17 protein-coding genes and 2 riboswitches are annotated in these 19,106 nt (G+C 59.6%); of the genes, 6 read left to right on the top strand and 11 right to left on the bottom strand.

Annotated features, from left to right (window positions below; all coding sequences use genetic code 11):
* Positions 1-87: 87 nt before the first annotated feature.
* Positions 88-567, bottom strand: a complete 480-nt coding sequence (locus tag MME58_RS15445) for an LEA/WHy family protein (protein WP_054988259.1) — start codon at positions 565-567, stop codon at positions 88-90.
* A gap of 174 nt (positions 568-741) precedes the next feature.
* On the opposite strand from MME58_RS15445, the gene MME58_RS15440 reads away from it, so the two are divergent.
* Entirely contained in the window at positions 742-1,950 is a 1,209-nt protein-coding gene (locus MME58_RS15440; RefSeq protein WP_054988260.1) for an acetyl-CoA C-acyltransferase, read from the top strand.
* Between the two features lie 89 nt (positions 1,951-2,039).
* On the top strand, positions 2,040-2,813 hold the full coding sequence (locus tag MME58_RS15435; RefSeq protein ID WP_054988261.1) for an enoyl-CoA hydratase: 774 nt from the start codon (positions 2,040-2,042) through the stop codon (positions 2,811-2,813).
* Here MME58_RS15435 and MME58_RS15430 read toward each other — a convergent pair.
* The gene (locus tag MME58_RS15430; RefSeq protein WP_055007108.1) at positions 2,753-4,396 is read right to left on the bottom strand and encodes a type VI secretion system Vgr family protein; all 1,644 of its coding nucleotides are present in this window, start codon (positions 4,394-4,396) and stop codon (positions 2,753-2,755) included. The genes MME58_RS15435 and MME58_RS15430 overlap by 61 nt on opposite strands.
* A gap of 326 nt (positions 4,397-4,722) precedes the next feature.
* Between MME58_RS15430 and MME58_RS15425 the strand changes: the two genes are divergently transcribed.
* A complete protein-coding gene (locus MME58_RS15425; RefSeq protein WP_054988263.1) occupies positions 4,723-5,427 on the top strand; it encodes a YebC/PmpR family DNA-binding transcriptional regulator in 705 nt (234 codons plus the stop codon).
* Between the two features lie 20 nt (positions 5,428-5,447).
* On the opposite strand, the gene MME58_RS15420 is transcribed toward MME58_RS15425, so the two are convergent.
* Both MME58_RS15420 and MME58_RS15415 read right to left on the bottom strand, forming a co-directional pair.
* Positions 5,448-6,752, bottom strand: a complete 1,305-nt coding sequence (locus MME58_RS15420; RefSeq protein WP_055007109.1) for a leucine-rich repeat-containing protein kinase family protein — start codon at positions 6,750-6,752, stop codon at positions 5,448-5,450.
* 79 nt (positions 6,753-6,831) lie between these two features.
* Positions 6,832-7,377: a TetR/AcrR family transcriptional regulator gene (locus MME58_RS15415; protein ID WP_055007110.1), complete on the bottom strand. Its 546-nt coding sequence runs from the start codon at positions 7,375-7,377 to the stop codon at positions 6,832-6,834.
* Between the two features lie 106 nt (positions 7,378-7,483).
* Between MME58_RS15415 and MME58_RS15410 the strand changes: the two genes are divergently transcribed.
* Positions 7,484-8,713 (top strand): MFS transporter, encoded by a 1,230-nt coding sequence (locus tag MME58_RS15410; RefSeq protein WP_055007111.1) that lies wholly within the window; start codon positions 7,484-7,486, stop codon positions 8,711-8,713.
* Positions 8,714-8,749: 36 nt separating this feature from the next.
* Here MME58_RS15410 and MME58_RS15405 read toward each other — a convergent pair whose 3' ends face one another.
* From MME58_RS15405 to MME58_RS15395, 3 genes are all read right to left on the bottom strand, one after another.
* Entirely contained in the window at positions 8,750-9,886 is a 1,137-nt protein-coding gene (locus tag MME58_RS15405) for a M14 family metallopeptidase (RefSeq protein WP_055007112.1), read from the bottom strand.
* A gap of 101 nt (positions 9,887-9,987) precedes the next feature.
* On the bottom strand, positions 9,988-10,521 hold the full coding sequence (locus MME58_RS15400; RefSeq protein ID WP_055007113.1) for a DUF4880 domain-containing protein: 534 nt from the start codon (positions 10,519-10,521) through the stop codon (positions 9,988-9,990).
* Between the two features lie 493 nt (positions 10,522-11,014).
* The gene (locus MME58_RS15395) at positions 11,015-11,482 is read right to left on the bottom strand and encodes an Lrp/AsnC family transcriptional regulator (RefSeq protein WP_002553253.1); all 468 of its coding nucleotides are present in this window, start codon (positions 11,480-11,482) and stop codon (positions 11,015-11,017) included.
* A 173-nt stretch (positions 11,483-11,655) separates the two neighbouring features.
* Here MME58_RS15395 and MME58_RS15390 point away from each other — a divergent pair, with 173 nt between their 5' ends.
* Complete coding sequence (locus tag MME58_RS15390; protein WP_055007114.1) at positions 11,656-15,138, top strand: indolepyruvate ferredoxin oxidoreductase family protein; 3,483 nt, start codon at positions 11,656-11,658, stop codon at positions 15,136-15,138.
* A gap of 73 nt (positions 15,139-15,211) precedes the next feature.
* Here the strand turns inward: MME58_RS15390 and cobM are convergent, their stop codons facing one another.
* From cobM to MME58_RS15370, 4 genes are read right to left on the bottom strand one after another with little or no spacing between them, the layout of a single operon-like run.
* Complete coding sequence (gene cobM, locus MME58_RS15385) at positions 15,212-15,961, bottom strand: precorrin-4 C(11)-methyltransferase (protein WP_054988271.1); 750 nt, start codon at positions 15,959-15,961, stop codon at positions 15,212-15,214.
* A 32-nt stretch (positions 15,962-15,993) separates the two neighbouring features.
* The gene (locus MME58_RS15380; protein ID WP_055007115.1) at positions 15,994-16,443 is read right to left on the bottom strand and encodes a cobalamin biosynthesis protein; all 450 of its coding nucleotides are present in this window, start codon (positions 16,441-16,443) and stop codon (positions 15,994-15,996) included.
* A complete protein-coding gene (locus MME58_RS15375; protein ID WP_055007116.1) occupies positions 16,421-17,143 on the bottom strand; it encodes a CbtA family protein in 723 nt (240 codons plus the stop codon). The genes MME58_RS15380 and MME58_RS15375 overlap by 23 nt, the downstream gene beginning before the upstream one ends.
* A 10-nt stretch (positions 17,144-17,153) precedes the next feature.
* Positions 17,154-17,336: a CbtB domain-containing protein gene (locus tag MME58_RS15370; protein WP_055007117.1), complete on the bottom strand. Its 183-nt coding sequence runs from the start codon at positions 17,334-17,336 to the stop codon at positions 17,154-17,156.
* 96 nt (positions 17,337-17,432) lie between these two features.
* Positions 17,433-17,650, bottom strand: a riboswitch (cobalamin riboswitch).
* A 58-nt stretch (positions 17,651-17,708) separates the two neighbouring features.
* Positions 17,709-17,928, top strand: a riboswitch (cobalamin riboswitch).
* A gap of 110 nt (positions 17,929-18,038) precedes the next feature.
* Between MME58_RS15370 and cobW the strand changes: the two genes are divergently transcribed.
* The gene (gene cobW, locus MME58_RS15365) at positions 18,039-19,103 is read left to right on the top strand and encodes a cobalamin biosynthesis protein CobW (protein WP_055007118.1); all 1,065 of its coding nucleotides are present in this window, start codon (positions 18,039-18,041) and stop codon (positions 19,101-19,103) included.
* The last annotated feature ends 3 nt before the right edge of the window (positions 19,104-19,106 follow it).

Here is a 19,106-nt window from a genome sequence, read left to right as displayed (position 1 = left end):
GCCTTCAGGACTAGCAGCAAACATGCCACCGGTGTCGACCGTTCACGTTTGCCGCGCCTGCCCGTTGCTTAAAGCCGCCAGTCAGGTTTACCAGGGATCGCCCTCGGCCTGGCGCAGATCCAGGGTGCCGCTGTCACTGAAACGCAGCGTGCCGAACAGGCCGCCCGCCAGTTTGCCGCGTAAGGTGTAAGGCAGATTATCCAGGCGCTGGCTCTGGGACAGTCCCAACGCCTGACGCAAGGCGGCAAACGCCGACACGCTGACCGGCACTACCAGCACCGCCTCGGAGAAACGTCCGACGGTGCCTTTCTGGTTGCTCACCCCAGAAGCCAGCAGTCTGCCGTTCACGTCCAGATCCAGCGCCACGCCGGTGTAGTTGATCTCGGTTTCGTTCGGGTTCTGCACGCGCAGAGTGACCGCCATACGCAGTTCGAGTCCTTGCCCGGGAACCGGTTCGATGCCGACGACATTGATCGTAAGCGGGTCTCGGTGGGGGATTAGCGCACACGCGCTCAGACTGAGGATAAGCAGACATGAGAGCAGGGCGCGGATCGGGCGTAGCGACATTCGTGTGCTCCAGCGTCGGGTTCAGTCAACTTCAGACCTCACCCGCTGTGAGAGATTCGCCTGGTCGGGCGCAATGCCGGGATACCCGCTAATCTGCCTGTTTCAACCATTGCGTCGGCAGTGCCGCAGGTTGATGATTCGTCCGATCCAATAAAAACAAGACTGGAGAAAGCCATGTCCATCGAAAGGACCCCCCTTCATCAAGACCCCGTGGTCATTGTCAGCGCTGCACGCACGCCTATGGGCGGTTTTCAGGGCGAATTGCAAAGCCTCGCTGCAACAGAACTGGGCTCGATCGCCATTCGCGCTGCCGTTGAACGCGCAGGTATCGAGCCCGCCGAGGTGCTACATGTTCTGTTTGGCTGCGTACTGCCAGCCGGTCTCGGTCAGGCGCCCGCCAGGCAGGCGGCGCTGGGTGCCGGGCTGGGCAACGCGACGCTGTGCAGCACGGTAAACAAGATGTGCGGTTCCGGTATGCAGACTGTGATCATGGCCCATGATCTGTTGATGGCAGACAGCACCGCCGTGGTGGTGGCCGGAGGCATGGAGAGCATGTCCAATGCGCCTTATCTGCTGGATCGCGCACGTAGCGGCTATCGCATGGGGCACGGCAAGGTGCTGGACCATATGTTTCTTGACGGTCTTGAGGATGCCTATGAGCCGGGTCGGCTGATGGGCACCTTTGCCGAAGACTGTGCCGGGGCCAACGGCTTCAGTCGCGAGGCGCAGGATGCGTTCGCCCTCGCGTCACTGGCCCGCGCGCAGCAGGCCATCACTGACGGCCATTTCGATGCGGAAGTCGTTCCTGTTCAGGTCAAGGTGGGTAAAGAGATCAGGCAAGTCACTCACGATGAACAGCCGCCCAAGGCGCGTCCGGAGAAGATTCCGATGCTCAAACCCGCTTTTCGCGAAGGGGGTACGGTGACGGCAGCTAACGCCAGTTCAATCTCCGATGGCGCAGCAGCGCTGCTGTTGATGCGTCAGTCCGAAGCGCAGCGGCGAGGGCTTCGGCCATTGGCGGTGTTACATGCCCATGCGGCGTTCGCCGACCAGCCTGGCCTGTTTCCGACAGCACCGATAGGAGCGATTCAGCGTCTGCTGGGCAAGACGGGCTGGGCGCTCGATGACATTGATCTGTTCGAGATCAACGAGGCGTTTGCAGTCGTGCCACTGGTGGCGATGAGCGAGCTGGGCCTTGCCCACGAAAAGGTCAATGTTAATGGCGGGGCCTGCGCGCTGGGGCACCCGATAGGCGCTTCGGGCGCGCGGATTATCGTGACGCTGTTGGCGGCCCTGAAACTCAGAAACCTCAAGCGGGGGCTGGCGGCTATCTGTATCGGTGGCGGCGAGGCTACCGCTGTTGCTGTTGAAATTATTATTTAGTAATTAAATCAACAGCTTGAATAATTAAGCTAATGCCAGTTCTGTATTAAGTGGTTGTGTTTTAATTTGTCATAAAAGGATATTTATCAATGTCTTACGAGACAATTATCAGTGAAATTATAGGTTCAGTCGGTGTGGTCAGACTGAATCGTCCCAAGGCACTAAACGCATTGAATGCTCAGCTGATCGATGAGTTGAACCATGCGCTCGATCAGTTCGAGTCGGACAGTGACATCGGCTGCATCGTGCTGACAGGCTCGGAAAAAGCCTTCGCTGCCGGCGCGGATATCAAGGAGATGGTCGACCTGTCCTATCCGCAGATTTACCTTGACGATCTGTTTCGCGAAAGTGACCGGGTCGCTGCGCGGCGCAAACCTGTCGTGGCTGCCGTAGCCGGTTTTGCGCTGGGTGGCGGGTGTGAGCTTGCATTGATGTGCGACTTCATTTTGGCTGCGGAAAACGCCCGGTTCGGACAGCCGGAGATCAATCTCGGTGTATTGCCGGGGATGGGCGGTACGCAGCGTCTGACTCGAGCTGTCGGCAAGGCCAAAGCCATGGAAATGTGCCTGACCGGCCGACTGATCGATGCTCACGAAGCAGAGCGCGCCGGTCTGGTTGCACGCGTGCTGCCGCTTGATCAATTGCTGCCGGAAGCACTGGCGGTAGCGGCTGTTATCGCCGGCAAGTCTCTGCCGGTCGCGATGATGGTCAAGGAAAGCGTCAACCGCGCGTTCGAAGTCAGTCTGGCCGAAGGCATCCGGTTCGAGCGCAGGGTTTTTCATGCCGCATTCGCCAGCCACGATCAGAAGGAGGGCATGAACGCGTTTATCGACAAGCGCCAGCCTGATTTCAAGGACTGCTGATCTACGTGATCCACAATCAGGATTCGTCGAGCGTCTACGTGCAACTGCGCAGCTTGCCCGCCCACAATCGCACCGCCATGAGCGGTGACATGCAGGTGCTGCCCGCTCGACAATCGAATGCACTCGACCGACGAAGCAGTGACACCGTCAGGCCCCGGATGGCCAATCGAAAGGCGTTCTCCAGACAGAAGCACTGCGCAGATCACGGGGCGTTCGGGGTTGTTGTCGAAACAGCGGATCAGCACACGTGTGCCGGGTGGTAACGCCTGGATCCCCGCGCAGGCGACCTCGGCCATGGGCCAACGCTGCACGGGGTCATCCGCCGGGGCTTGAACTTGCCAGTCGAACCGGACCGCTCGATACCCGTGCAGGCTCGGACAAGCGTCGCTATGTTGCAGCGTGGCACCAAAATCGCCTGTGACGGAGGGGCGAGGATGTTTGAGCGAGGGGCGGAACGGCATCGCCCACGGCATGACCCTGAAGCTGTTGCAATAGCCATTGCCTTGTAGCTGTGCAGCCGCGGATGACGAACGCTGCGCGTCGACAAGAATGCGCAGGATTGTCAGCGCATCGCGAGGGGCGATACCCCTGAGAACCTGTAACTGCCTGCCTGCGTGACCGATTTCGCTCAGTAGCCATTGATCATTGAGCAATGGCTCTGGGTGATCGAGCACCTGAATCACCTCGCCACAGTGCAAGGCGGGCTCGCTGCTTCGTCCTCTGACATCGCGCCGTTCGCAGCGCAGTCGCTCAAGTGCGCGAATACCGCGCTGGCGGTGCAGTGTGTCTTTCTGATCGATCGCGCCACCAGGGCTTGGTGGCCGGAATGCCTGATTGGCCGCCGCCGTCAGGTCGGTCCCTTGGCGTGGTGACGAAGGACGGTAGGCTGGTTGCAAGGGGTGAGCAGTTTTTCTTGACGCGTGCGGCAGCGACAGAGCTTCGGTCAGGTGCAGGAGCGTCTCTCGCGAGGCACCTGACGGTTCCTGATGCTTGAAGCGGACGGGTACTGGCTGTGCCGGAAAGCTTGCAGGGTCGTCCGAGAACACCAGCCGATGACCGCACGGGCGATGCTCGAAACGAAAATGAATGCCTTCCTCCTCGCACAGGCGCTGCAATAGGTGCAGATCGCTTTCGTCGTACTGAATATGCAGCGGCCTGGCAGGATACAGACCGTTCATGTGCTCGAACCGGTAGGCGCTCGCTCCGATGCCGTGCGCTTCAAGCAACCGCACGATCAGTTGAGGAATCGCGATGTCCTGATAAGTGCGGCGTTGCGGCTGCCGTGCCAGCCTGCGCAGCTCAGGCATCAGGATCAGATGGTAAAGGCTCACATGAGCGCCGCGGTGAAGTCGGACTGCATGGCAGATACGGCCATGCCTGCCGGTTCGAGGCCCGCCGAAGCTTATAAACGCTTCGCGATGCAATAGGCTTCGAACGTCCAGTTGCGGATCGCTGCCGATCACCCAGATGTCGAAGCGATACAGGTCGTTGAGGGCTTCGTGGCCGATGAAGCTGATGATATGTATGTCCGGCTGGCAGTCGGTTATCTCCAGCATGATGGGCACTTGCAGGTCCTTGCGCATCTGCGGGCTCTCTACCGTGAAAATCAGGGGCGCGCAGGTTACGGAATACCTTGCCCTAAAAGCATTGCTGCAAGGTTTTTCGGAAAAAGACTACAAGCCATGATGGAAAACGGATGATTGCCGTCAGCCCGATTGGCAGCCATCTTTGCGAGTTGGTTCGGTCAATATGTCGGTCGGGGGTTTCATCTGCCGTGATCGCGTATAAAATGCGCCGCGCCGGACAGGGTATTTTGCCGGTGACCCTTTTTCAGCGCCTTGCCAGCGCCGCGTTCTGTCAGTCGTGCAGGCGCAGGCGGCGAGGTGCCTAGCGAATCAAGAGAGCAGACATGGGCGCACAGTGGAAGGTCAAGCATAAAGAAGCGGCAGCCAACGCCAAGGGACGTACGTTTGGCAAGCTGTCCAAGGAGATCATGATCGCCGCACGCGCTGGCGCAGACCCGGACATGAACTCGCGTCTGCGGCTGGTGGTCGAGCAGGCCAAGAAAGCTTCAATGCCGCGCGAAACCCTGGAGCGTGCCATCAAGAAAGGCGCGGGCCTGCTGGGCGAGAGCGTCAACTTCGAGCGTCTGACCTACGAAGGCTTTGCACCGCACCGCGTACCGGTGATTGTCGAATGCCTGACCGACAATATCAATCGCACGGTCTCGGAAATCCGCGTGCTGTTCCGCAAGGGGCAGTTGGGCGCTGCGGGCTCGGTATCCTGGGACTTCCTGTATCAAGGCATGATCGAGGCCGTCCCGGCTTCACCCGATGCTGATCCGGAGCTGGCGGCAATCGAAGCCGGCGCCCAGGATTTCGAGCCAGCCGAAGAGGGCGCGACGCTGTTCCTGACCGAATCCACGGACATGGATGCGGTGTGCAAGGCGCTTCCCGAATTCGGTTTCACCGTACAGTCCGCGCAACTGGGCTATCGCCCTAAAAGCACCGTGGATGGCCTGACCGATGAGCAGATGGCCGAAGTCGAAGCGTTTCTCGAAGCCATCGACAACCATGACGACGTGCAGAACGTATACGTGGGTCTGGCAGGCTGATCGCTGTGCAGTGGAGCGCTTTACGCGCTCCATGCTTTTATGTGTAGAAGAATTTCTGCCAGCGACGGTCGTTGCTGGCAATCCGGCTGCACGCAGCTCACCTGCAGTGCCTGTAGACCCGCCATGACGTTCTGATCCTGCGGATCTGCCTCGCAACGCTCCAGCAATTCCCCCAACAAGATACCGAATGCCCGCGTTTCGATGCGCTCCAGCGCCTTTCCCGTCCCGGCTGACGGGTGAAAGGACGCCGCACCGAAGTCGCTCAGCAGGCAATTGCCATCCTCCTGCACAAGAATGTTGTGGCCATACAGGTCGCCGTGCGTGATCCCGCTGGCGTGAAGGTGCGCAGTGACCGATGCGATGCCTGCAGCGAGGCGCAGCAGTACCGGCAAGGAAAAGCGCGTGCCGTTGGCGTAGACATCGCGGCTACAGGATTCCAGGCTCGGCGGTCCGGCAAGATTGCCGAAATCGGGGGCTATCAGCGCCATGACCAGGCCGCGTTGCCGCTCGGGATGCCCGCTGATTTGTCCAAGAACCTCGATCAGCTGTGTGTGCCGACCAGCGGCTATGCAGGCGGCCATTTCATTGAGCGGTGAGCCATCACTGGTGACATTGCCCTTGTACAGCTTGACCGCAACCCGTCGTTCATCGTTGGTGTTGTGCCAGAGCGCCTGCTGGATGATCCCGGAAGCGCCTTCGCCAAGGCGCTGACCCATGCTGAGCCGGTCCCACGGGATCTCGCGGATCGGTGCCGCCGTGCGTTCAGGGCACAGCGGATTGTCGGCGTAGGCGAGCCATGCCAGGGCCGGCAGGCTCAGCAGCCAGTCCGGCAGCTCGGTAAGGCGATTGGCGGCGATGCGGATCAGCTCCAGCCTGTGACAACCGGCGAGAGTCGTGGGCAGGGCATGCAACCGGTTGCCGGCAAGCATCAGTTTTTGCAGATCCGGACGACGACCCAGCTCATCGGGCAGGGACTCTATGCGGTTATCGGTCAGGATCAGCCAGCGCAGGCGCGGTGGCAGTGCGGCAGCACTGACGTGCGCTATGCGATTGGCCTTGAAGCCGACAATCCGCAGTTGCTGGCACTGGCCAATGCCTTCCGGCAAGTGGGTGAACGCGTTGTCCGACGCGAACAGCACGCGCAGACGGGTAAGGCGACACAGGTCGTCAGGCAGCGAGGTCAACGCGTTACCGCTGAGGTTCAATACTTCCAGGGTGTCCGCGAGGTCGAATATCTCGACCGGGAATTCGCTCAGGCCACAGGAGAGGTCAAGCCGTTTGATGCCTGCCAGTTTGCCGGCGCGCAGATCTGCAAGGGTGTGCATGAATAGGTTCGGTCATTGATATCGGACAAGGCGCGCATCATAGCGGGAGTTTCAGCCGCTGACTGCTGTAAACCTTGTCTCAGGTCAGGCAGCGCTCTACCCATTGGCGCACGCGCTCAGGCGTTGGCGCGGATTCGGAATACAGAATCCGGTAAATCATGGGGGCAACAACGGCATCGATCAGGTCGTCGGCAGTCGGAGATATTTCTCCGCGAGCGGTCGCACGATCAATCATGACCTGCAATTGCTCGCGTACCATTGTCGCGCACTTGCCCACACAACCGGAGGTGCTGGCGACCACATCGCGCATCAGGGCTCGACCCGGCGCTGAAGACATTTCGTCCAGATACATTTCGCTCCAGATCAGCAGGTCCTGGTGCAGGCTGCCTTGATCTATCGGCGCATCAGGGCGCAGATGCTCGATGGCGGCGTCTGCCAGCAGCGTGGTCAGATCACCCCAGCGGCGATAAATGGTTGACGGTGTAACGCCCGCTCGGGTTGCGATCATTGGCACGCTGATTGCCGAGCGATCATGCTCCTGCAACAAATCGCGGACAGCGCGATGAATGGATTCCTGCACGCGGGCACTGCGGCCTCCGGTGCGTACTGCTTCTTTGATAGCCATACGGCGGACCTTAACACAAAGTATTTGCTTTAAGCGCTGACGCGTCGCACACTCCGCAAAAGCTAATTCATGGCTTTAACGGTTTGTACGGGCGGAGCACCTATTCATGTCCCTATCTTCACAAGGTTCGACATCACCAGGCGTGATGCCTGATGGCCAAGTACGCAGCCACCTCGGGTTTCTGGCGTTCACGACGCTGTGTTTTTTTGCCGCGTCCAGCACGCCCACACCGCTTTATCACCTGTATCAGGAGGCCTGGGGATTCTCTTCCGGCATGCTCACGCTGATTTTTGCAGTGTATGCATTCAGCCTGCTGGCTGCCTTGCTGATTGGCGGTTCGTTGTCTGACTACATAGGGCGGCGCCCGGTGATTTTCGGTGCCTTGCTGCTGCAGATCGTTTCGATGCTGCTGTTCATTATTGCCCGCGATGTTACATGGCTGATCGCTGCACGTCTGTTGCAGGGATTTGCCACCGGGCTTGCCGCCAGCGCATTGGGGGCTGCATTGCTGGACAGCGATTCAGTCAAAGGTCCGCTGATCAACAGTATTTCACCGATGCTCGGTATGGCAGTGGGTGCGCTGGGGAGCGCGTTTCTGGTGCAGTTCGCGCCGCTACCGCTGGTGCTGGGTTACTGTTTCCTGCTGGCCGCTTTCGTGGTTCAGGCGATTTACCTCGGCCGAGTCGCGGAAACCGTCAGTCGCCAGCCGGGCGTCTGGCAATCGCTCAAGCCTTCGTTACATGTGCCACAGCAGTCCCGGCGTATGTTATGGCTAGTACTGCCGGTGGACATTGCGGCATGGGCGCTGGGTGGGTTTTTCCTGTCGTTGAGCCCGTCCTTGCTGGCGGCGGCGACCGGCTCGACCTCACCTCTCAATGGCGGCCTGGCGGTCGCCGCGTTGACCCTAAGTGGCGCGCTGGCGATCCTCAGTCTGCGTCAGCGCGAGCCGGTTCTGGGGTTATGGGTAGGCGCAAGTTTTTTGCCGCTCGGTGTGGCAGTGATTCTGCTGGCGGTGAACCTGGGCATGCTGTGGCTGTTTTTCGTGGGTGCCGTGGTGGCTGGCATCGGTTTCGGATCAAGCTTCCTGGGCGCGTTGCGCATGCTGATGCCCACGGCGCATGCCCACGAACGAGGAGGGCTGATGTCGGCTTTTCTGGTACTCAGCTATCTGGCGTTCTGCTTACCGGCACTGGTTGCCGGGTTCTTTGCGCACACGGCGGGCCTGGTGGCGACCAGCAATGCCTATGGCGCGGTGGTGATCACGCTGGCATTGATCGCGTTGGCGGGATTGATCGTGCGTCGTGCAGTTGGCAGAAGCGAAAACGCCCACGCATAAGTGGGCATTTTTGCTTGCAGATAAGGGCCAGGGCCTTCAGCGCAGGTCTTCCACCATCTCGGCCAGCACGGTCAGCACATCCACGGCCAGTTGCGCGGAGCGTTTGCCTGACCAGCCTGTCACCGGGTCCGGCGCATCATCGTGGTCCTTGAAGGGCATCTCCAGCGTCAGTGCCAGGCATTTGTAACGTTCGCCGACAGAGTTTGCCGCCAGGTTCATATTGGCCTGGCCGGGGGCACTGCGCGGGTAACCGTAGACAGTCTGGAAGTTCTCGCTGACGTCGCACAGACGGCTGCGAAAGCGCTCTTCAAGCAGGCGTTGATGCGCTGTATAGCCGGGATTGCCTTCGCACGCGGCGGTGAATACGTAAGGGATTTCCTCGTCACCGTGTACATCGAGGAACATGTCCACGCCGTACTTTTCCATCTGTTGCGTGATGAAAAAGACTTCCGGGCTCTGCTCTTCGGTGCAGTCCTGCCATGCGCGGTTGAGATCCTTGCCGTTGGCGTTGGTGCGCAAGTGGCCGTGAAAGGCTCCATCCGGGTTGACGTTCGGCACCAGATACAGGTCTGCGCAGGCCAGTAACTGCTGCAACGCAACATCGTCTACTTGTCCCAGGCGTTCAATGACCCCTTCCATGAACCATTCGGCCATGTGTTCGCCGGGGTGCTGCTGGGCAATCATCCATATCTTGCGCTTGCCCTCGGCACCGTCACCCTTGCGCAGCAACTGGATATCACGTCCCTCGACGCTTTTGCCGACAGCCAGCACGTGTGCCCCCGCCTCTTCCTGAGCCTGCTTGATCAGCCAGTCGTGGCGTTCGCGGCTGTAGGGTTCGAAATAGGCAAACCAGACCTGCGGTTGATCAGGGGCAAGGCTGAAGTCGAGTGCCTTGCCGTCAAAGGCGGACGGCACCCGAAACCAGTTTTGATGGTCATAGGACGCTATGGCGTTGTAGCCGGTCCAGGCACTGTTGAAGGTTGACTGGCTGGCATTGGTCAGGCTGAAGCCATAGCTCTGGCCGACATTCAGGCCGTCTACCTTGAAATGAAACCACTGGAAATGCGCGCTTTGTGTGTCGGGTTCGATTGCCAGGGCGATACGAGCCGGGTCGCTGACGTCGATAACCCGAATGTTGCCGCTGTCGAAGTCTGAACTGATCGTGAGAGCCAAGATAGGTGCCTGCGTACGTAGATGCCTTTTCAGGGCGCTACTGTACACCCATCGACAAGGTGCCTTGCGACGTAAACTTCATCACAGCGGTCATATGTCCGTCAGGAAATTGCCTCGGCGGTGACCATCAAACTGCAGATGAAAGCGGTCAGGAGGCACCAGACCAGATAAGCCCGACGCTTGCGTCGATGCCAGCCGGACGCACCGAGCAACGCTGCGGGTGCCTGCAATTGGCGCCACATGCGCTCGCTGTTCTGGAACGCCGAGAGGTGCGCTGCATCGGCGTCCAGCCAATGGCGAAATTCAATGCGTTCGCTGGCCGTGGCAGCGGGGCTCTGCAAATGTACATACCAGCGGCTGGCCTGGTCCTGAATGGCACGGCTGTCATCGGTGCCTTGCAGATAGGCCTTGCCCAATGCGCGAAGCATCGCACGCTCGACCCGGGCTATATCGACATCCATGAAGCGGGCGATGTCGGCGTACATTAGACCGTCAAGTCGACTGAGCAGGAATATCTGCCGTGTACGGCGCGAGAGCTTGCCCAGCCTGTGGCCGAGCTCGATTGCCTGCAGCGTGGGTTGCGGCTCAGGCAGGCGGGCGGGGAGGTGCAGCAAAGACGAGAGCTGATTACTCATGATGTATCGCTCGCTGATCTTCCATGGAGGTTCTTCCTTGCAATGACAGGTATCGTCCGTGACAAGAATAGACTATTGAATACGAGAATCATTCTCAAGTGAAAAGTTGCAGCAATTACTTTTTATCTGCCGTGACCAGCCGTTTTCGCTGCAAAAACATGACCATCGTCAGGGTTGCTTTGCTATGATCCGCGCCATTGTTACACACCTGCGCAGTACCCCGACTTCATTAGCCTGAAGCAGCGAAACCAAAAGAAAGAACCAAAAAAAGACCCGGCAAAAAGCCGGGTCAAAAACCGTGATTAGCCTGATGAGGAGATAATCAGGAAGCCGACCTAAGGCTTCCGGGTTATCCAGCGGATCTCGCGACCCGCTGATGCAATAATAATCATTATCATTTGCAAGTCAAATGTTTTTATTGCTCTCATTGACACCGATAATCCGCCAGCGCCCGCTCGGCGGATTTTCTCCTTCGTTATAATTCCGACCTTCTCTAGTCCAGCGGCAACTCGGTGGTGCGCTTCACCGTGCTCATGGCGATGTTCGAATGCGCCTCGTGCACATGAGGCAATTGCAGCAAGTGATCGCGCAGGAAGCGCTCATAGCTGGCGATGTCCTGGGCAACCACCTTGAGCATGAAATCCATTCCTCCTGCCATCGTGTAGCACTCCAGCACCTCGGGGTGACCGATGATTGCCTCTTCGAACTCGGCCAGATAACGCCGGCCATGACCTGACAGCTTGACCTCGACGAACACCGTCATGCTCAGACCGAGTTTCTGAGTGCTGAGCAGGGCGACCGTGCGTTCGATTACCCCGTCTTCCTGAAGCCTGTGAATGCGACGCCAGCAGGGCGATTGCGACAGTTCGACCCGCTCGGCGATTTCTGCCGCAGACAGGCTGGCGTCATGTTGCAACAGACGAAGAATCTTGCGATCGATAGGGCTCAATTTAGGCTGCATGAATTGACCTTGTTTTTTGTTTTTGTTGAAAAAAGCATGCACAGTATCAGCAGATTTGCACGCATTTAGAAAGAAAAAGCCTCTTGGCTGCTGGCAGTCTAGTGGCAAGGCTGCCGGGCTGGACCGTCCCGGTGCAAAGACCTGACCACTATAAGAACAAGAGAGGTATCTGCATGTCTCTGGCTGATATTCGTCTGGATGATAAATACCGGCTTGCCACCGGCAATCTGTACCTGACCGGCACCCAGGCGCTGACCCGCCTGCCAATGCTGCAAAAGCAGCGCGATGAAGCCTGCGGCCTGAATACGGCCGGGTTCATTTCCGGCTACCGCGGCTCACCGCTGGGCAATCTGGACAAAAGCCTTTGGGATGCCAAAGACTATCTGCAGCAAAACGCCATTCATTTTCAGCCGGGCATCAACGAAGAGCTGGCGGCTACGGCAGTCTGGGGCAGCCAACAGGTCAACCTGTTCCCGCAGGGCAAATACGATGGCGTATTCGCCCTCTGGTACGGCAAGGGGCCGGGTGTAGACCGTTGCGGCGATGTCTTCAAGCACGGCAACTCGGCGGGCGTTGCGGCCACTGGCGGTGTGCTGATCCTTGCGGGCGATGACCATGGCTGCAAATCATCCACCATTGCGCATCAGAGCGAGCACGCGTTTATCGCTTCGATGATTCCAGTGCTCAACCCCAGCAACGTTCAGGAAATTCTTGACTACGGCATCATCGGTTGGGAATTGTCGCGCTACAGCGGTTGCTGGGTGGCAATGAAAACCATCGCCGAGAACGTCGATTCTTCTGCCGTGGTCGAGGTCGACCCATTGCGGGTCAAAACACGCATCCCCGAAGATTTCGTGCTGCCGGAGGGCGGCTTGCACATTCGTTGGCCGGATCCGCCACTGGCCCAGGAAGCGCGGCTCAATACCTACAAGATCTATGCGGCCAGGGCCTTCGCCCGCGCCAATCAGCTCAACAAGGTCGTCATTGACTCTGCGCAGCCGCGGCTGGGGATCATCACTACCGGCAAGTCCTATCTGGACGTGCGTCAGGCACTCGAAGAACTGGGGATTGACCAGGACCTGTGCGACAAAGTCGGCATACGCGTGCTCAAGGTCGGGATGAGCTGGCCGTTGGAGCCTGTGTCGGTGCACGATTTTGCCGAGGGGCTGGACGAGATCCTGGTGGTCGAGGAAAAACGCAGTGTCATCGAAGACCAACTGACTGGTCAGCTTTACAACTGGCCGGTTGATCGCCGCCCGGTGGTGGTCGGAGAATTCGATGAGCAGGGCCGCTCATTACTGCCGAATCTCGGCGAGCTGACACCAGCAATGATTGCCAGGGTTGTCGCCAGGCGTCTCGCGCCGTTCTACAGCAGTCCGCAGATCGAGGCCCGTCTGCAGTTTCTCAGCGACAAGGAGCAAGCGCTCCAGGCGCCGCTGTTCACTACCCAGCGCACCCCGCATTTCTGTTCCGGTTGCCCGCACAATACCTCCACGCGTGTTCCCGAAGGCAGTCGCGCGCTGGCCGGGATCGGCTGCCATTACATGACCATCTGGATGGATCGCGAAACCGACACCTTCACTCAGATGGGCGGTGAAGGCGTGACCTGGATCGGTCAGGCACCGTTCACCGAAACACCGCACGTCTTTCAAAACCTGGGCGACGGCACGTACTTTCACTCCGGGCATCTGGCACTGCGTGCGGCCGTAGCCTCCAAGGTCAACATCACCTACAAGATCCTCTATAACGATGCCGTGGCTATGACCGGCGGCCAGCCGATCGACGGCGTGCTGCGTGTCGATCAACTGAGCCGTCAGGTGTTCAATGAGGGCGTACAGCGTATCGCACTGGTCTCAGACGAGCCGGACAAATACCCGAGCCGGGAGGATTTTGCGCCGATTACCACCTTCCATCATCGGCGCGAGCTGGACAGCGTGCAGCGTGAGCTGCGTGAGTTCAAAGGTGTGTCGGTCATCATCTATGACCAGACTTGCGCGACTGAAAAGCGCCGCCGTCGCAAGCGTGGCACGATGCCGGATCTGGAAAAACGGGCGCTGATCAACCCGGCCGTGTGTGAAGGCTGTGGCGATTGCGGGGTCAAATCCGGGTGCCTGTCCGTATTGCCGAAGGAAACGCCCCAAGGCCGCAAGCGCGAAATCGACCAGAGCGCCTGCAACAAGGATTTCAGTTGCGTCGAGGGTTTCTGCCCGAGCTTCGTGACGGTGCATGGCGGCAAACTGCGTAAGCCTGCACTGCCCACGCAGGTCGAGGCGTTCGCTCGTCTGCCCGAGCCCACACTGCCGTTGCTGAACCGGCCGTTCAACATTCTGCTGCCGGGTGTCGGCGGAACGGGTGTGACCACCGTCGGTGCGATGCTGGGTTATGCCGCGAACCTGGAAGGCAAGGGCTGCAGCGTGCTGGATCAGGCCGGTCTGGCACAGAAATTCGGTCCGGTGGTCAGCCATATCCGCATTGCAGCGCGCCAGGAGGACTTGTTCGCGGTGCGCATCGCGGCCGGAGAGGCTCACCTGTTGCTGGGCTGTGACCTTCTGGTGGCGGCAGGCCCGGATGCTATCGCCAAGCTCGACAGCAAGATTTCTCATGCAGTGGTCAACAGCCAGCAAACGCCCACTGCCGAATTCACCCGCAATCCGGATGCGGTGTTTCCGGCCGAGGCCATGAAGCAGACCATCATCGATGCGGTCGGGGCCGGAAAAACTCACTTCGTCGAAGCCACATCGCTGGCCACCCGACTGATGGGCGACAGTATTGCCAGCAACCTGTTCATGCTCGGCTATGCATTTCAACTGGGGCTGATTCCATTGACCTCGGCGGCCATCGAAAAGGCGATCGAACTCAATGGGGTGGCAGTCAATCTCAATCAGCAGGCTTTTCTCTGGGGGCGTCGTGCCGCCCATGACCCTGCGGCGGTCGAAGCTTTCGTCAATCCGCAACAGAAGGTCAGCGAACCGCAGCCGATGGACCTTGATCAGCGCGTGCAGAGCAATGTCGAAACCTTGAAGCAGTATCAGAGCAGCGCCTACGCCAAGCGTTATCTGGAACTGATTCAGCGTGTGCGCGATACCGAATCACGCGTGTTCCCTGGTCAGCAGTCATCGCTGTCCGAGGCAGTGGCGTTCAACTACTTCAAATTGCTGGCCTACAAGGACGAATATGAAGTGGCTCGGCTGTACAGCAACGGCGAATTTGCTCGCCAGCTGGACGCACAGTTTGAAGGTGATTATCGGCTGGAATTTCACCTGGCACCGTCTTGGCTGGCCAAGCGCGATCCGCATGACGGCCTGCCGCGCAAACGCAGTTTCGGGCCGTGGATGCTGCGCGCCTTCGATGTACTGGCTAAATTCAAGTTCCTCCGTGGCACGGTACTCGATCCCTTTGGCCGCAGCCTTGAGCGTCGGCAGGAGAGGGCCATGATTGATAGCTATGTCAGTGACATAGAGCTGATTCTTCAGCACCTGCAAGCACAGAACCGCCACACCGCCCTGAGCCTGGCACGTCTGCCGGAACGCATTCGTGGTTATGGCTATATCAAGGAAAGCGCCATGAAAGCAGCTGCGTTACAGGCCGATATTCTACGCAAGAGTCTGGAAAGCGGCGAAGTGGCTGCGCCGAAGCTCTACGAAGCAGCTGCTTGAGGACGCCTGACGGACGGACCGCCCGGGTCTTTGCCGCATCCTGCGGGCAGAGTCCGAGGCGGGGGAGCAAGCGTTATCCAGGCCTGAACAGATGGGCATGCCCGGCGCGGTACAGCGAGGATTGGCTGAACGTATCGTCGGCAAGCACGCGTCCAACCAGAATCAGTGCAGTGCGGCGGAAGCCTCTGGCCTGCACTTTTTCGTGAATATCCGCCAGTGTCCCCAGCACCCAGTCCTGATCCGGCCAACTGGCGCGGTGCACGACGGCAATCGGGCAATCGAGTCCATAATGGGGGGCAAGCTCTTCGACAATCCGTTGCAGGTTGTTCACGCCAAGATGAATCGCCATGGTCGCCCGGTGGCGGGCCAGACTGGCCAGCTCCTCGCCGTCGGGCATCGACGTCTTGTCGGCGTAGCGGGTCAGAATCACGCTTTGCGAAACATCCGGCAGGGTCAGCTCGACCCCCAGCAAGGCGGCACAGGCAGCGGTCGCAGTCACGCCGGGAATGATTTCGAATGGAATGTCCAGTTCGCGCAGATGGCGGATTTGTTCGCCGATGGCGCCATACAGGCTCGGGTCGCCGGAGTGCACGCGAGCAACGTCCTGGCCCTGCGCATGCGCAGCCTTGATCAGCTCAATGATCTGTTCAAGATGCATTTCTGCACTGTTGGCCACCTGCACGGCCTGATTGCCCTCCAGCACGGCCAGCGGCACGAGCGAGCCTGCGTAGATAATGATCGGGCAGGTACGAATCAGGCGTTGCCCCTTGACGGTGATCAGCTCGGGATCGCCAGGGCCTGCGCCGATGAAGTAGACAGTCAATGTGTTCTCCGGGGTAAATGAACGCGGAACGATTATCCGCCGTGGGCAGGGCTGATTGCCAAGGCAAATGTTGCGTGAGTGCTTTTCTGCCGCTCGATCAGCAACGTGGCGGTGCCGTCTCCCGACTGCGCAGCCAGCGCCAGTGCCGAACCCTCGGCCACACCATGACAGCCCGTCGTCCGAAAGACCTGCGCAGACCGATGGGTGAGATGCAGTTCCCACGCCACCAGTTGCGTGGCGTTGAAAAACACCAGCGGTACGCCCAGTTGCCTGGCCAATTCATGCAGGCCTGGTTCATTGCCTTTCAGATCGATAGATGCCAGCGCGGTGACGCTGGCAATGTTCAGGTCAATGGCTCGAAGACTGTGCTCGATCAGCTCGCGCAATGCTGCTGCCGAACAACCGCGTCGACAGCCCAACCCGGCGACCAGGGCTGCGCCGGGGTCAATCCGCAGTGAATCAGGCCTGGTGCAGGTCGGCATTGTTGCTGTGATCATCGTTTCTGCGGAACAACCAGGCACTGATCAGCCCCATCGCGACCCAGAACAGCGCGTTGGTAAGTAACGAGGCAAGCATGAACTGCGACTCCAGAGCCTCGGGGGCCAGGCTTTCATGGGCCAGCGGCTGTGGCGCGCCGATAACATGAGGCACCACCAGAATCGCCACACCCAGCGCTTTCAGCAGCCAGTTCTGACCGAATACCAGCAAGGCCAGCCCGGTGGCAGTGGACGCAGCGGTGCCGATCCACCACAGCTGGCGCTGGCTCAGCTCGGCGGCGGCTGTGCCTGGTAACTCAGGTGGCAGGCCGAGGGTGGGTGCCAGCACAAATACAGCGAAACCGGCCAGCCCCCACCATACGCCTTGCACGGTGCGACGCGGCGCGCGCAAGGTGTACAGCCCGGCGAGCATCAGGGCAAAGCCCACCGCGACCACCAGATTGCCGCCCGTAGTGGAAAGCACACGTTGCCAGCCGTTTTCAGGTTCCCAGGCCGCTTCTTCATGCGCGTGACTGTGCTCGGCGGTCGCGCCTTCGGCATGCTCATGCACCTGTTCGGCAAACGCGTTTTCGTAAGTTTCGGCCTGCTGGATCAGCGGCACCACCCACAGGCTTTGCAGCAGAGTCAGCAACAGGGCCGCAAGCAGGCCTGTGAACCCGGCAGTTTGTGCGATTCGCTTGAACATTGTGTAACCCTTAATGGCAAGGAAAGGCAGCGCTGTGACGGGTGTCATGTGCCGCATTGTGCACGGCAGCGATGTGCGAAAATCCGGCGAAGTAGACCAGGCAGGCACCCAGCAATGTGGCGCTGATGGCGGCTGTCAGGCGTTGAGTGCGCGTGGAACTGGTCGTGGCGGGGTGGCTGCTGATGGTCGACATGGCGATCCCTCTTGGTGATTGGCAAGTGGGCCACGCGCAAAGGAACCTGCCGACAGATGCCGAAGGTTTCAACTGCGCCCGCCCACCGCGGGTTTGTCATTGCAACAATGTCGGGCCGGTCTCCGGGCTCGCGAGGGGACTGAACGTCAGTATGTTCAAGCCCTGCAAGGTCACCTTCCCATGCCGCGGCACAGTGGATCAGACCTTCTCTCGCTTACCGTTGCGGGGGCAGCACCGGACTTGCTCGGCAATAGGGCGAGCGCACCGGTTTCCCGTTTCACCCCGTGAGGGGCACCCGAAACAAGGCGTACAGGAGAGCATGCGCGGCGGGGGATCGTCAATCTGAACGATTGACCTGTCTGCGGTCACTGCGTAGCCTTGCCGGTTCGAGGTTCTCCCTGCGTAATGCGTTACAAATGGAGCTAAGACGGGAATGCGGTATACGCCGCAGCTGCCCCCGCAACTGTAAACGGTCAGGTTCATTGCACAGCCACTGCTGCGGCGGGAAGGCGCAATGAATGCGTGTCGACAGGTCTTTAATGATCTGCACGCCGCCGTGAGCCAGGAGACCTGCCTCGAACCGGACCCAGGGTCTGCGAATTCTCACTACAACCGGGCGGGGTGATCCGGTGGCGATCCGATCCGTGTGCCAGGCATGCGGTTCTCGTCCTGTTTGCCCGCCGCACTGCCAAAGGGCATCTGATGAAAACACTGGCCAAGCTTCCCGTCACCATCGTCACCGGCTTTCTCGGCTCGGGCAAGACTACCCTGCTGCGGCATATGCTCGACAACGCCGAGGGGCGGCGCATTGCGGTCATCGTCAATGAGTTCGGCGAATTGGGCATCGACGGCGAGATCCTTAAGCAGTGCACCATCGGTTGCACCGAAGAAGAAGCCAACGGCCGGGTTTACGAGCTGGCCAACGGCTGCCTGTGCTGCACGGTTCAGGAAGAGTTCTTTCCGGTCATGCGCGAACTGGTTGCCCGGCGTGGTGACCTGGACCACATCCTCATCGAAACCTCTGGGCTGGCATTGCCCAAGCCGTTGGTTCAAGCCTTCCAGTGGCCGGAAATTCGCAACGCCTGCACGGTTGATGCGGTGATCACTGTGGTCGACAGCCCGGCGGTACTGGCCGGTACGTTTGCTGCATTCCCGGATCAGGTCGATGCGCAACGTAAGCTCGACCCGAATCTGGATCACGAGTCGCCTCTGCACGAGTTGTTCGCCGATCAGTTGGCCAGCGCCGATCTGGTCATCCTCAACAAAGCCGACATGATCGATGCCGAAGGGCTGGCTGCGGTGCGTGCCGAAGTTGCCGAAGAACTGCCGCCCGCTGTCAAGGTGATCGAAGCCAGCAGCGGCCGTCTGCCGATCAGCGTGCTGCTGGGTGTCGGTGCCGAGTCCGAGCTGCACATCGACGGTCGCAAAACCCACCATGATCACCACAACGATGACGATCATGATGACCACGATCACGACGCGTTCGATTCAATTTCCCTGAAGCTGCCGCATGCGGATGAAAAAGTCCTGCTTGGTGCGCTGAATCAACTGGTCGTGCAGCATGGCATTCTGCGGGTGAAAGGCTTCGCGGCCATTCCCGGCAAGCCGATGCGCCTGCTGATTCAGGGCGTTGGTACGCGTTTCGACAAGCATTTCGACCGCGCCTGGCGTGCCGACGAAGAACGCGCCACGCATCTGGTGCTGATTGGCCAGGAACTGGACGCCGCGGCCCTGCAGGCGCAGCTCAACGCTGCGATTGTCGGCTGACCC

The organism is Pseudomonas syringae pv. tagetis, from assembly GCF_022557255.1.
Taxonomy (GTDB): domain Bacteria; phylum Pseudomonadota; class Gammaproteobacteria; order Pseudomonadales; family Pseudomonadaceae; genus Aquipseudomonas; species Aquipseudomonas caricapapayae.
This window is presented reverse-complemented; position numbering and strand designations above follow the sequence as displayed.

Bases quoted from the DNA above. Each gene is read 5' to 3' on its own strand.
- MME58_RS15375 (WP_055007116.1), bottom strand. From the start codon at position 17,143: ATGTTCAAGCGAATCGCACAAACTGCCGGGTTCACAGGCCTGCTTGCG.
- MME58_RS15420 (WP_055007109.1), bottom strand. From the start codon at position 6,752: ATGCACACCCTTGCAGATCTGCGCGCCGGCAAACTGGCAGGCATCAAA.
- MME58_RS15370 (WP_055007117.1), bottom strand. From the start codon at position 17,336: ATGTCGACCATCAGCAGCCACCCCGCCACGACCAGTTCCACGCGCACT.
- MME58_RS15445 (WP_054988259.1), bottom strand. From the start codon at position 567: ATGTCGCTACGCCCGATCCGCGCCCTGCTCTCATGTCTGCTTATCCTC.
- MME58_RS15415 (WP_055007110.1), bottom strand. From the start codon at position 7,377: ATGGCTATCAAAGAAGCAGTACGCACCGGAGGCCGCAGTGCCCGCGTG.
- MME58_RS15440 (WP_054988260.1), top strand. From the start codon at position 742: ATGTCCATCGAAAGGACCCCCCTTCATCAAGACCCCGTGGTCATTGTC.
- MME58_RS15435 (WP_054988261.1), top strand. From the start codon at position 2,040: ATGTCTTACGAGACAATTATCAGTGAAATTATAGGTTCAGTCGGTGTG.
- MME58_RS15380 (WP_055007115.1), bottom strand. From the start codon at position 16,443: ATGCCGACCTGCACCAGGCCTGATTCACTGCGGATTGACCCCGGCGCA.
- MME58_RS15390 (WP_055007114.1), top strand. From the start codon at position 11,656: ATGTCTCTGGCTGATATTCGTCTGGATGATAAATACCGGCTTGCCACC.
- MME58_RS15425 (WP_054988263.1), top strand. From the start codon at position 4,723: ATGGGCGCACAGTGGAAGGTCAAGCATAAAGAAGCGGCAGCCAACGCC.
- MME58_RS15395 (WP_002553253.1), bottom strand. From the start codon at position 11,482: ATGCAGCCTAAATTGAGCCCTATCGATCGCAAGATTCTTCGTCTGTTG.
- MME58_RS15410 (WP_055007111.1), top strand. From the start codon at position 7,484: ATGTCCCTATCTTCACAAGGTTCGACATCACCAGGCGTGATGCCTGAT.
- MME58_RS15400 (WP_055007113.1), bottom strand. From the start codon at position 10,521: ATGAGTAATCAGCTCTCGTCTTTGCTGCACCTCCCCGCCCGCCTGCCT.
- MME58_RS15430 (WP_055007108.1), bottom strand. From the start codon at position 4,396: ATGCGCAAGGACCTGCAAGTGCCCATCATGCTGGAGATAACCGACTGC.
- cobW (WP_055007118.1), top strand. From the start codon at position 18,039: ATGAAAACACTGGCCAAGCTTCCCGTCACCATCGTCACCGGCTTTCTC.